This window comes from [Lactobacillus] rogosae (genome assembly GCA_900112995.1).
GTDB classification, from domain to species: domain Bacteria; phylum Bacillota; class Clostridia; order Lachnospirales; family Lachnospiraceae; genus Lachnospira; species Lachnospira rogosae.
In genome coordinates this window covers 113,050-125,938 of record FONU01000007.1, presented here as the reverse complement: position 1 = coordinate 125,938, position 12,889 = coordinate 113,050, and the positions used below count along the sequence as shown (strand labels likewise).

The following is a 12,889-nucleotide window of genomic DNA, read 5'->3' as shown; positions in this document are numbered from 1 at the left end:
TGTGTAATCGTATTTGTAAAAAGACGTAAGACAGCTTAATTGAAATACAACTATTAATACATCTATAAATATATCTATGAATATATATTTATAAATGTATATCAGACCAGTAAATTCTTAGTAGTTTACTGGTCTTTTTTATATTTAATAAAAAGTAATCATTTTAAAAGGCAGACTCTATTGTAGCTAGTGGAAAGAATACATAGCATAATGTCAGACCTTTTTGCATTATTATATATTAATTATTGTATATTAAATGAGACTTATCGTACAAAGTGGCTATATTAAATAATTACAATATTAGCACAATCCATATCTTCGCCAAGATTGTATACACGACCGCTTGTTATGCCGACTACAGTAGGGCGCAGTATATAGCTGTTGTTGTTGCTTACAACCTTGGCTTTCTCGCCATTGCTTAATTCCACGATTGAGTCAACAGGGTACAGAATAATACTCTCAAGAAAGCTTTTCATAGCCTTGATGTCAAGCTCCTCTGTCATAGACATAATAAGCTCGATTGCATCTTTCTGGGAAAATGCTTTCTTGTAAGGACGTTCTGTGACAAGTGCATCATATATATCGGCAACTGCAAGTATTCTTGCATAAGGAGTTATTCTTGGAGCGTCAAATCCAAGAGGGTATCCATTGCCGTTAATCTTTTCATGGTGCTGTAGGACAGCCATACATATATCGTTATTAAATTCATTACATTCCTGTAACATATGGTATCCAAATACAGAGTGCTGTTTCATAACAGCGAATTCTTCATCTGTAAGTCTGGCAGGTTTGTTAAGTATTGAAGCTGGTACTTTAGTCTTTCCGATATCGTGTAGAAGTCCGGATACACCAAGCTCATATATCTGCTTATCAGGCAGACACTGTTGTTTGCCGATAATCATAGCCATAGTTGCCACGTCAACACTGTGCTTGAAAGTGTATTCATCACTTGTCTTGAGTGTGCTTATATCAATTGCTATTGCGTTGTTGGCATTAATAGCGTCCATCAGGTTAGAAGCGATGCTGTCAGCAGTGTCTGAGAGTTTTTCAGATTCTGTGTTAGCATATATGTATTGAATTCCTTCAGCGACACGTTTCTTGACACTGTCAGAAAGCTTTACCTTGGCAGGGTCATCTTTGTGGAGTTGTTCAATATGTTTCTTAGCCTCAGGAGTTATCATCTGCTCGATATTATCAGGTTCAGGTTCACCCTCCTGTATGTATACGTTCATAATGCCCATTCGTAAAAGAGAGTCAATTACATAATCGTCAAGAATAGAACCTCTCATAACGAGGTTTCGTCCTGTACGGTCCAGAATTGTCTGGTCAAGCTTCATTCCTGGTTTAAGCTGCCTGGTTCTCATAAAATGTCTAGTAATCATATTACTCCCCAATTCCTAATATAAATACTTAATTAAATGTCAAATCTTAGCTTAATATGAGTTTATTATACTATAGAATACCTGCTTTTTCTATAGAAGAAGTTCATTAATTTTCCACAAATATTAAAGAATTTCGCAGAAAATGCCAGAACTTTAAAGAACACAATGGCTAAGATGAATTCAGGGATTAGTGATATTTCAACTACAATAGATGAAAGTACCAAGGGTATTTAAGAAATTCTAATATATAAATTTAATATATAGCAGCTTCACACTATACTTAATCTTCCAAATGTAATATAATAGTTTAGATTAAGATAATTTAACTATATATTACGTTTGGAGGATTTTTATTTTGAAAAAGTCTAATGCAACAGCATTATTGCCGGTTTTAGTATTTCTGGTGCTATACCTTGGACTTGGCATTATATTTGAATATATATGTAAGATACCAATGGGATTTTATAACATACCTATTATTGTAGCATTTCTTGCGGCAATACTTGTAGCGTGTATACAGAACAGAGATGTATCTTTTGATGAAAAGTTACAGATTATGGCAGGCGGGCTTGCTGATAAGAATATTATAACTATGCTTCTTATATTCCTGACAGCAGGTGTGTTTGTAGGTGTTGTTGGAAGAAGCAGTGCAGAAAGTGTGGCATATTTTATGCTTAATCTTATACCAGCTAAGTTTGCAGTTGCAGTGCTTTTTATTGTTGCATGTTTTGTGTCAACAGCGATGGGTACATCAGTTGGGACGATAACGCTTATAACACCGATTGCGGCTGCGGTATCAGAGGCTTCTGGATTTAATATGGCACTATGTGTTGCATCTGTTATGGGCGGTGCGATGTTTGGTGATAACCTATCATTTATATCAGATACAACAATTGCGGCGTGCAATGGACAGGATTGTGCTATGAGAGACAAGTTCAGGGAGAACTTCTGGATTGCATTTCCGGCAGCGGTTGTCACACTTGTAATTATACTTATACTTTCATTTGGAACAGATATTTCAGGAAGAGTAACACACGAGTATAATCTTGTTCAGGTAATACCATATGTATTCGTGCTTATTGGTGGAATAGCAGGAATAAATGTATTCGTTGTGCTGCTGATAGGAATTGTAACAGGAACATTTATTATGCTTGTGACAGGTCATATTGGTGTATTTGAATTAATAACAAGTATGGGTTCGGGCGTATCTGGAATGTTTGAAACCTGTATGGTTGCCATTCTTGTGTCTGCTATGTGTGCCTTAATAAGGGAATATGGCGGATTTACGGCACTTCTAGGCTGGGTTAAAAGAACCTTTAAAGGAAAGAAAGGCGGACAGCTTGGTATGGGGCTTCTGGTCGGGGCTATGGATATTGCAACAGCGAATAATACAGTAGCGATAGTTATGGCTAATCCAATCGCTAAGGAGATGGCAGCAGATTATGGAATATCCAATAGAAAAGCAGCTTCGCTTCTTGATACATTTTCGTGTGTATTTCAGGGGATTATTCCTTATGGAGCACAGATGCTTGTTGCTATATCAGCGGTTAATGAGCTTGGTTATGAGATGTCAGCATTTCAGATACTTCCGGTTCTTTTCTATCCGATGATGCTTCTTATAAGCTCGCTTATATGGATATTTATAATTCCTGCAGACAGATAAACTTAACTGGTAACTTTTAACTTCACGCCAATTAATATGGAGGATTTTCTCATGGCTAAAGACACTAAGGATGGTAACAATTTAAACGAAAAAAGCTATGTTAATAAAAAGTTGCTGCAGTGCTACTTGATTATATCAATGGTACTTTTGGCGGCATATATAATGGAACTTGTTAAGGGAAATAGAACGGCAGGATATGTGTTTGTATTTTCGATTATTCTTATTGTGCCGGTTATTATGGCAGCATTCGCATATAAGAAAAATGCTGAGAGTAAAATAGTCAGGTCAATTACGGCAATAGGCTATGGAATATTATATGCCTTTGTATTATGGACATCAGTAAGTATTCTTTCATTTACTTATGCAATTCCTATGATAATTGCAATATCTATGTTTGCAGATAAAAAGTATACCTTAAAGGTTGGTATTGCAAGTGCACTTATTAATATTGTATATATTATTATCCAATATGTTAATGTTGGAATAACAAGCAGTGATATGGTTGATTATGAAATACAGATTGCATTTATGACACTTGTTGTAGCATTTTCTTATATTACAACAGATGTACTTGGACATATATCAGCTTATAAGCTTGAGACAATTGAAGCAGAGAAGGCTAAGACTGATGATATGCTTGATAAGATAATCAAAGCTAATGATAACCTCTGCAAAGAGATTGACAATATCAATGATGAGTCAAAGAATATGCAGGAACAGGCGGAAGGAAGCCAGCTTGCAGTATCACAGATGGTATCAGGTGCTAATGAGCTTGCAGGAACAGTGCAGAACCAGCTTGAGATGACAGAGAGTATTGGGGAGCTTACAGAGAATGCAAGAACGATTATTGAGGATATCAAGAAGCAGTTCGATACAACAACAGATATTACTAAGACAGGCAATATCAATATGGAACAGCTTGAAAATGTATCAAAGAACAGCAGTGATATTGGCAGTGATGTAAGTGGTGCTATGAATGAGCTTACAGCTAAGACAGAAGAAGCTAAAGTGATTCTTGGAATGATTAACGGAATTACAAGACAGACAGCACTCCTTGCACTTAATGCAAGCATAGAAGCTGCGAGAGCAGGTGAGGCAGGAGCAGGTTTTGCAGTAGTTGCACAGCAGATTAAGCAGCTTGCAGAGGAGACACAAAAGTCAACAGAGGAGATAGAGAATATTATCGTAGCACTGGCAGAGCAGGCTGAGAAAGCTGGGTTTAGTGTTAATAATCTTCTTTCGGCCAATGAGAACCAGATGGAATTAGTGAACCAGTCAAAGAAATCATTTGATGCGATAAGAGATGACATAAGGGATATTCAGGTAAAGATAGACGAAGAATACAATTATATGGATAATATCACAACAAGCAACAATGAGATTACACAGCAGATAGAAAGCCTTAGTGCATTCAGTGAAGAGCTTCTTGCCAACACAGAGAATACACAGGAACTCAGTAATAAGACTATTAATGGAAGCAGGAATATTAATAATCTTTTAGATGATGTAATGAAAGAAGTCAGCATTTTGCAGATGATAATAGACAGTAAAGACGAATAGAGAATAGTACTGTAACGCTGAGTTAAGTTGCAGGAAGGAACGAGGAGTAAAATGTCAAAGAACAATATTATACTTATAGGTATGCCGGGAAGCGGTAAAAGCACACTTGGAGTTGTACTTGCCAAGAAGATAGGATATTCATTTATAGACTCTGATATTGTGATTCAGGATACATATAAAAAGACGCTTGAGCAGCTTATAGAAGAAAATGGCGATACTGGCTTTATTAAGATTGAGAATGATGTGAATTGTTTAATATCTCCAGAGCATACAATTATAGCAACAGGTGGAAGTGCTGTATATGGAGATGAGGCTATGGAGCATTTTAAGCAGATAGGAACAGTTATATATTTAAAAGTTTCAGAAAAAGAGCTTGAGAGCAGATTAGGGAGCCTTAAAGAAAGAGGTGTTGTATCCAACGGCAAGTCTACAGTAGAAGAAATCTTTGAGGACAGAAAAAGGCTCTATGAGAAATATGCAGATATAACAATTGTTCAGGAGGGCCGTGATATAAGAATGATTGTTGAGGATATGTATAAGAAGCTTACAAAGCTGATATAAAAGTGAGAAATAATTGAAATAATTATAAAACTATAGAAAAATATCTCCTTTTGTGGTACTATTAAAGATAGTAACATACGGAGGAGGTATTTTTTTAATGCAGGATAAATATAAATACACAGATGTGAGTGAAAGAAACAGAAGAATGAATAGGTTCTATATAGTGGCGACTTCTCTACTTGGTTTGATGTTTCTTTTTTATCTGTGGATGAAGCAGTTTAATCACAATATTCCATCAGTAGTTGTGTATTGTAACACAGCACTTATTGCTGTATTTGTAGCTGTTAATGTCATAGTTTACAGAAAGAATACAGCGACAAGATATTTAAAGGTTATGTCAACTATTGAGATTGGAATAGAATATCTGTTAATTGGTGTGCAGACAGATGCAAGCTTTATCAGTTATGCTATTCTTGGAATATTTATACTTCAGATTCCTTATTATGAGAAGAAGTCGTTGAAAAGAACTGCGGCAGGAATGTTGATTTTATACATAATTGTAACTGCTGTGCAGGCTTCAAAGGGAATATATGGACAGGACGTTAATGCAGTATGTTCAATATTTATGATAGTGCTTATAGGTGTTGTTATATTGGAAGTTGGTAAATTAACAATTCTGTTTAATGATGATGCTGTTAATTCGGCTAAAGATGAACATAGCAGAATAAAAGAGATTTTAGATAATATAATTATGGTATCAGGTGTTGTCAGCAATGAAACTAAGAAGAGTGATAAGCTTATCAATGAACTCGTTGATACAACTAATACAGTAACTAACAGTATGAAAGAGATATCTGCGGCAACTAATATGACAGCGACAAGCATAGAAGAGCAGAGCAGTATGACAACAACTATACAGGAGGCTATTGAACATACAGGAAAGGCTTCTGATCAGATGGTTGAGCTGGCTGTTAATTCTAACGACAGTATACAGAAGAATATTGTTGTTATGGACGAATTAAGAAAGCAGTCTGAGCAGATAACAGATACTAATAAGTCTGTTACTGAGTCTATGCAGAGATTACAGGAAAAGACTAAGAACGTGGAAAATATTGCTGGAATGATACTTAATATATCAAGCCAGACTAACCTTTTAGCACTTAATGCTTCAATTGAAAGTGCAAGAGCTGGTGAAGCAGGAAGAGGCTTTGCGGTTGTTGCTGAGCAGATAAGACAGTTAGCAGAACAGACAAAGAATTTTACAGAAGATATTACTAAGATAACTAATGAACTTAATGATAATGCAGATGAAGTTGTTGTATCTGTTAATTCTTCCGTTGAGGCAACTAAAGAGCAGGGCGAGAGAATAATTGAAGCGGCACATACATTTGAACAGCTTAACAAGAATATAGAAACACTTATAGAGCATATTGATGTTGTTAATAAAGAAATAGCAGGTCTTTCAGACTCTAATAATAAGATTGTAGAGAATATTTCACAGTTATCAGCAGTTACGCAGGAAGTAACAGTCAATGCCGAGCAGGTACATAATATGAGTGAACAGAACCTTGAGTATGCAAAGCAGGTTAAAGAAGCTGTTGGCAATATTAGAATTACATCAGAGAAAATGGAAATAGAAGAATAAAAGTATTTGGATGTACAAAATGATTGTTATAAATTTATCGAAAATTATACGAAAAAACGATTAAATTGTTGAAAAAATATTAAAATGTTGTAAAATATTGATAACATATAATCAATTATTTGATCGGAGGCGTGTAATATGTTGTTTCAGATTTATGGCGAAGGTGCCATTTACCAGTTATTAGGCTGTGTTCTTGTCTTTGCAGGACTCGTTATCTGTAACGAACTTGCAAGACGTTCTAAATTTGGTGGATTGTTATTCTTTATTATAATTCCAATCGCACTTACAATCTATTTTGTGGCTATCCAGATAGGAGCTGCACAGGGTGCTTCATGGGCACTTAATAATACTACATATAGATATATGAATGGATGGTTCCATTATGCTAAGCTTTATGCCGCTACAGCAGGCTGTATCGGATTTATGATGCTTAAGTATAAGTGGAGCATAGGTAAGACAGAATGGTTTAAAGTATTCCCATTCTTAATCGTTGCCATTAATATTCTTATCGCTGTTTGTAGTGATTTTGAATCAGCAATCAAAGGTGGAATTAATGGCGGCTGGTGGTTCTCTAACGAGGGTGTATGGCTTTACGGTGGCTGGTGGAACTGGCTTAACGGTATCGCAGGCTTAATCAATATCTTCTGTATGACAGGCTGGTGGGGGATTTACTCATCAAAGAAGCAGGATGATATGTTATGGCCAGATATGACAATATGGTTCATTGTTGCATATGATATATGGAACTTCACATATACATATAACAACCTTCCAACACATACTTGGTATTGTGGTGTTGCATTACTTCTTGCTCCTACATTTGCTAATGCGTTATGGAACAAGGGTGGCTGGATTCAGAACCGTGCTAATACACTTGCAATATGGTGTATGTTCGCACAGGTAGTTCCATTATTCCAGGTTGACGGAATATTTGCTACACTTCCAGTCCTTTACAAGTACACAGGAGCTAAGTCAGGAATGGAACTTACACATTATACATTAGAGCAGATGAATGCCGCAGGTGCATATCCAGTTGCTCAGGGTGTAATGGCTATTCTTGCAGTAGTAGCTAACGTAATCTGTATCTCAGTTATCATTAAGAGAGCTATTGAACAGAAGAAGAATCCATACAAGAACGAAATCTTTGCAGGAACTAGAGATTTTGAACAGGCTATGGATAGAGCATAATATATGCGGGTTAATATATCAGTATTGTGATAATTATATATAGATATTGATATATATGGATACATTAAGTATCAAAAGATAAAACAACAAAATACAATGATTATATGAAGATAAGAATACCTTTCTGTTGCAGGGACAATCCTTAACAACAGAAAGGTATTTTTGCATTATAATTATTGCCGTAGTTATATAGTAAGTTGCTAAAGAATACTTTGCTGTGCTATACTAATAATATTAATATGCACCTTTGACTGGTGCAGGAATGGAGGCACATTATGATTAAAAAGATTAGGGGAATTAAAATCGAACTTATAATTATATCAATAGCGTTATTTGTGTTAGGTCTTTTCCTTACAATATTTCCTGAGGTATCACAGATTATCATATGCAGGGCAGTAGGAATTGCATTATGCGTATGGGGAGTGTTAAGGCTTATGACATATTTCAGAATGTCAAGGGAAGATGTATTCGTATCATTCGGACTTGTACAGGGCATATCATTACTTGCATTTGGAATATTCTTTGTTATGAGACCAGAAGCTATTGCAGTATTTTTTGGAACAGCTATTGCCATAATAATTATTATTGACGGTATATTAAAGCTTCAGTATGCAATAGAATTCTATCATATGGAAGCACAGCGCTGGTGGATAGAGGCAATTGTTGCAGCATTAATGGTTGTTATGGGTGTTGTTGCATTATTTAACCCATTTGGTTCATCAACTGTACTTATGATGTTTGTTGGAATTGTGCTTATGGTTGAGGGCCTGAGTGACCTTATATCTATTATAAGAATATCTTCGTTTATTAAGAATTTAAGAGGATAGTGTATTGTCGGGAGGCGGAATAGAATTTGTCTCTGGCATAATTAAGATTAATACAATTATTGAAGTGGTAATCGTAACTGCTGTTATTAATGAATTATTATAATGAAATTATATTGCTGTGGCGGCAGCCAGGCCTTATAAATGTAAAAATATGGAGGAAATAATTAAAATGTCGGATAAAGTAATATATGCAGCTATACTTGGAGCAGGAACAGTAGGACTTGGAACATACAAATTATGTGAGGCTATGAGTGATGAGATAAAGCATAAGACAGGAGCAACACTTGTTATTAAGAAGGTTCTTGTAAGAAATTTATCTAAGAAAAGAGAAGGTATTCCAGATGAAATTCTTACAGATAAGTGGGAAGATATAATTAATGACAAGGATATCAGCATTGTTGTTGAGCTTATGGGTGGAATTCATCCAGCTAAGGATTATGTTCTTGAGGCACTTAAGGCTGGCAGGCAGGTTGTTACAGCTAATAAGGATCTTATTGCTGAGTATGGAGAGGAAGTTGGCAATGCGGCTAATAAAGCAGGAGCAGACCTTCAGTTTGAGGCGGCTGTAGCTGGTGCAATACCAATTATCAGACCATTAAAGCAGAGTATGACTGGTAACCATATCACAGAGATTATGGGTATTGTTAATGGTACGACTAATTATATTCTTACTAAGATGACAGAGAGTGGAATGGATTACAAAGAAGCTTTGGCAAAGGCTACAGAGTTAGGTTATGCAGAAGCAGACCCGACAGCAGATGTGGAAGGATACGATGCAGGAAGAAAGATAGCTATTATGGCTTCTATTGCATTTAACTCAAGAGTAACATTTGCTGATGTATACACAGAAGGTATTACTAAGATTTCCGCAGATGATATTAAGTATGCCAAGGAATTTGGCTATGTAATCAAGCTTTTAGGTGTTGCCAAGAATACAGAGGACGGAATTGAAGTAAAGGTTCACCCAATGCTCATACCTAATAATCATCCTCTTGCAAATGTTAATGATGCTTTTAATGCTGTATTTGTACACGGTAAGGCTATGGATGATGCAATGTTTATGGGACGAGGTGCAGGACAGATGCCGACTGCCAGTGCAGTTGTAGGTGATATAATTGATGTATGCAGAAATATAGTACACGATTCCTGCGGAAGAATTGGCTGTTGCTGTTATAAGAATCTTGAAGTGAAGGATATAACAGATACTAAGAGCAAATTCTTCTTAAGACTTGAAGTTGCAGACAAGCAGGGCGTTCTTGCCAATATTGCAAGCGTTCTTGGTAACAGCGGTGTAAGCATAGCACAGGTAGTTCAGAAGAGCGGCAAAGACGGAGTTGCTGAACTTGTTATTATAACAGCAGAAGTTCTTGAGAAGAACTTTAATGATGCTATGGCTGTATTTAAGGGACTTTCAGCAGTTAAGAATATAGCTGGTGTTATAAGAGTGTATTAAGATTAACAGAAAGGCAGTTGATAATGGCGGCTAAATATTATGCAGTAAGAAAAGGCAGAAATACAGGAATATATAGAACATGGGATGAATGTAAAAGTCAGGTGTTCCAATATGCCGGAGCTGAATATAAAAGCTTTACAACTGAACAGGAAGCTCTTGAATATATTGGCAGGCTTAAGAATAATGATGTCCAGAGTGAGAGCTATGCGTATGTTGATGGTTCTTTTAATATAGTAACGGGTGTCTATGGATATGGCGGATTTCTTGTATATAATAATGAAAAATATATCATTACAGGAAGTGGCAGTGATAGTGAAATGGCTTCAATGCGTAATGTAGCCGGTGAAATTCTTGGAAGTATGGCGGCAGTAGAGAAAGCAATAGAACTTGGCGTTAAAAGTGTAGATATATATTTTGATTATATGGGAATAAGAGCGTGGGCACTTGGAGAGTGGAAGCGTAATAAGAAAGGTACTATAGCTTATTATGATTATATGCAGTCAGTAAAAGATAAGATAGCCATTAATTTTGTTAAAGTTAAGGGACATTCAGGTGTTGAAGGTAATGAGGAAGCCGACAGGCTGGCTAAGAAAGCTGTAGGAATATTATAAATAGATAAAAGATAGACAAAAGATTGTCAGATAATAATTGACATATAACATTAATATATGATATTATTTATTCGTGTGAGTCAGGAAGTATATGATTTCATACAAATATGACCACTTGTATCTTAGGTGTGCAGTAGTTATACAGCATATCAGGATAAAGTTAAGCCTAACGGACAGGCGGGTCGGTTGCCGGTGTGGTAGAACCACATTATTATTATTGATTGAGCATTAAGCTCTGTTTTTTAAGTTGATTACTTTATAATCTGTGCCAAGCACATCATCTTGTGAAACGGTCAATAAAGAGTGACGCATATTTGTATGACATAGACAAGTCGTCTATGAAATATATTCGCTGATTTCGTATATATTATGACATTATATTGTATAGTTACAGATATATTTTAATGTAATGATGTTGATATTATATTATGACTAATAAGGTGGTAAGTGTGTAAGCACTGCCACCTTTTTTGTGTAATTTAGGAAGCTTTGTGTGATTAAGAAAAACTGCACTGTTTATGAAGTTTAATTATAAGATTTTACATAATTATGGAAATTTTCTGGCAGTGCTTAAAGAAATTATTTTTAATGTATGTGAGGTAAGGGAGATGTCTAATGATCAGACAAGAGCACCAGTATATGAAGCACTGGAAAAGCTTAGAAGAAAAAGAGTAGTACCATTTGATGTTCCGGGTCATAAAAGAGGAAGGGGCAATCCTGAATTAGTGGAATTATTAGGAGAAAAATGTGTTGGAATAGATGTTAATTCTATGAAGCCATTAGATAATCTGTGTCATCCGGTATCAGTTATAAGGGATGCAGAAGAATTAGCGGCCAGGGCATTTGGTGCAGAGAACGCATTTCTTATGGTAGGTGGAACGACATCTGCTGTGCAGGCGATGATATTATCGAATTGTAAGAGAGGAGATAAAATAATACTTCCAAGGAATGTGCATAAAAGTGCCATTAATGCTTTAGTGTTATGCGGTGCAATTCCTGTATATGTTAATCCGGAGGTTAATCATCAGCTTGGTATTTCACTTGGTATGAATCTGGAGTCAGTACGAAAAGCTGTAAAAGAAAATCCTGATGCGGTTGCAGTGCTTGTAAATAACCCTACATATTATGGAATATGCTCTGATATATGTTCAATAGTGAAGCTGGCACACGAATACGGAATGAAAGTGTTAGCTGATGAGGCACACGGAACACATTTATATTTCCAGCCGCAATTACCAGTTTCTGCTATGGCAGCAGGGGCTGATATGGCGGCAGTATCTATGCACAAATCGGGTGGTTCTTTAACACAAAGTTCGATACTTCTTACGAATAAAGGTGTTAATGCTGATTATGTCAGACAGATTATCAATCTTACGCAGACGACAAGTGGTTCATATCTTTTGCTTGCCAGTCTTGATATTTCAAGAAGAAATCTTGCCTTAAGGGGTGAAGAGTCATTTGCAAAGGTAATGGATATGGCAGAATATGCACGCAGGGAGATTAATGAAATAGGCGGATACTATGCGTATGGAAAAGAACTTGTTAATGGAACAAGCGTATATGATTATGATGTCACCAAATTGTCAGTTCATACGCTTGGATTGGGACTTGCTGGAATTGAAGTATATGATCTGTTAAGAGATGAATATGATATCCAGATAGAATTCGGAGATGTAAGCAATATCCTTGCTTATATATCTATCGGAGACAGATTACAGGATATAGAAAGACTTGTCGGAGCTCTGGCAGATATAGCCAGAATATATAAAAAAGACAGTACTGGAATGTTAAGCGGAGAATTCATAAGTCCAATAGTAGCCAGATCACCTCAGGAAGCTTTCTATTCTGCCAAGGAGTCCCTGCCAGTTGAGAAGACTGAGGGAAGAATATCAGGAGAATTTGTTATGTGTTATCCTCCGGGAATTCCGATATTAGCACCGGGAGAGATGATTACAGACGAGATTATACAGTATATTCTGTATGTTAAAGAAAAAGGCTGTTCAATGCAGGGAACAGAAGACAAGAGCGTTAATAAATTAAAGGTTCTGGTATAGACAGA

Annotated in this window: 10 protein-coding genes; 9 read left to right on the top strand and 1 reads right to left on the bottom strand. The window is 36.2% G+C overall.

The window, feature by feature from the left end:
* Positions 1-284: 284 nt before the first annotated feature.
* A complete protein-coding gene (locus tag BM157_RS03530) occupies positions 285-1,382 on the bottom strand; it encodes an HD-GYP domain-containing protein (protein WP_318255793.1) in 1,098 nt (365 codons plus the stop codon).
* Between the two features lie 355 nt (positions 1,383-1,737).
* Here BM157_RS03530 and BM157_RS03525 point away from each other — a divergent pair, with 355 nt between their 5' ends.
* The 9 genes from BM157_RS03525 to BM157_RS03485 all read left to right on the top strand — a co-directional run bounded on the left by BM157_RS03525 (position 1,738) and on the right by BM157_RS03485 (position 12,884).
* Positions 1,738-3,045 (top strand): Na+/H+ antiporter NhaC family protein, encoded by a 1,308-nt coding sequence (locus BM157_RS03525; protein ID WP_090139949.1) that lies wholly within the window; start codon positions 1,738-1,740, stop codon positions 3,043-3,045.
* Between the two features lie 51 nt (positions 3,046-3,096).
* A complete protein-coding gene (locus tag BM157_RS03520; RefSeq protein WP_318255792.1) occupies positions 3,097-4,605 on the top strand; it encodes a methyl-accepting chemotaxis protein in 1,509 nt (502 codons plus the stop codon).
* Positions 4,606-4,656: 51 nt separating this feature from the next.
* Entirely contained in the window at positions 4,657-5,166 is a 510-nt protein-coding gene (locus BM157_RS03515; protein ID WP_055174089.1) for a shikimate kinase, read from the top strand.
* A gap of 97 nt (positions 5,167-5,263) precedes the next feature.
* On the top strand, positions 5,264-6,751 hold the full coding sequence (locus BM157_RS03510) for a methyl-accepting chemotaxis protein (protein ID WP_090139945.1): 1,488 nt from the start codon (positions 5,264-5,266) through the stop codon (positions 6,749-6,751).
* A gap of 138 nt (positions 6,752-6,889) precedes the next feature.
* Complete coding sequence (locus tag BM157_RS03505) at positions 6,890-7,939, top strand: DUF5692 family protein (protein WP_055174091.1); 1,050 nt, start codon at positions 6,890-6,892, stop codon at positions 7,937-7,939.
* 275 nt (positions 7,940-8,214) lie between these two features.
* Positions 8,215-8,766 carry an HdeD family acid-resistance protein gene (locus BM157_RS03500; RefSeq protein WP_022502610.1) on the top strand — a complete coding sequence of 184 codons (552 nt, stop codon included), beginning with the start codon at positions 8,215-8,217 and terminating at the stop codon, positions 8,764-8,766.
* Positions 8,767-8,935: 169 nt separating this feature from the next.
* Entirely contained in the window at positions 8,936-10,219 is a 1,284-nt protein-coding gene (locus tag BM157_RS03495; protein WP_022502611.1) for a homoserine dehydrogenase, read from the top strand.
* Between the two features lie 23 nt (positions 10,220-10,242).
* Positions 10,243-10,830: a ribonuclease H1 domain-containing protein gene (locus BM157_RS03490; RefSeq protein ID WP_022502612.1), complete on the top strand. Its 588-nt coding sequence runs from the start codon at positions 10,243-10,245 to the stop codon at positions 10,828-10,830.
* Between the two features lie 608 nt (positions 10,831-11,438).
* Positions 11,439-12,884 carry an aminotransferase class I/II-fold pyridoxal phosphate-dependent enzyme gene (locus tag BM157_RS03485; RefSeq protein WP_090139960.1) on the top strand — a complete coding sequence of 482 codons (1,446 nt, stop codon included), beginning with the start codon at positions 11,439-11,441 and terminating at the stop codon, positions 12,882-12,884.
* Positions 12,885-12,889: the final 5 nt, after the last annotated feature.

What these genes read in the sequence shown, in the direction of transcription:
- BM157_RS03530 (WP_318255793.1), bottom strand. Translation starts at nt 1,382, where the DNA reads ATGATTACTAGACATTTTATGAGAACCAGGCAGCTTAAACCAGGAATG.
- BM157_RS03520 (WP_318255792.1), top strand. Translation starts at nt 3,097, where the DNA reads ATGGCTAAAGACACTAAGGATGGTAACAATTTAAACGAAAAAAGCTAT.
- BM157_RS03515 (WP_055174089.1), top strand. Translation starts at nt 4,657, where the DNA reads ATGTCAAAGAACAATATTATACTTATAGGTATGCCGGGAAGCGGTAAA.
- BM157_RS03510 (WP_090139945.1), top strand. Translation starts at nt 5,264, where the DNA reads ATGCAGGATAAATATAAATACACAGATGTGAGTGAAAGAAACAGAAGA.
- BM157_RS03505 (WP_055174091.1), top strand. Translation starts at nt 6,890, where the DNA reads ATGTTGTTTCAGATTTATGGCGAAGGTGCCATTTACCAGTTATTAGGC.
- BM157_RS03500 (WP_022502610.1), top strand. Translation starts at nt 8,215, where the DNA reads ATGATTAAAAAGATTAGGGGAATTAAAATCGAACTTATAATTATATCA.
- BM157_RS03495 (WP_022502611.1), top strand. Translation starts at nt 8,936, where the DNA reads ATGTCGGATAAAGTAATATATGCAGCTATACTTGGAGCAGGAACAGTA.
- BM157_RS03490 (WP_022502612.1), top strand. Translation starts at nt 10,243, where the DNA reads ATGGCGGCTAAATATTATGCAGTAAGAAAAGGCAGAAATACAGGAATA.
- BM157_RS03485 (WP_090139960.1), top strand. Translation starts at nt 11,439, where the DNA reads ATGTCTAATGATCAGACAAGAGCACCAGTATATGAAGCACTGGAAAAG.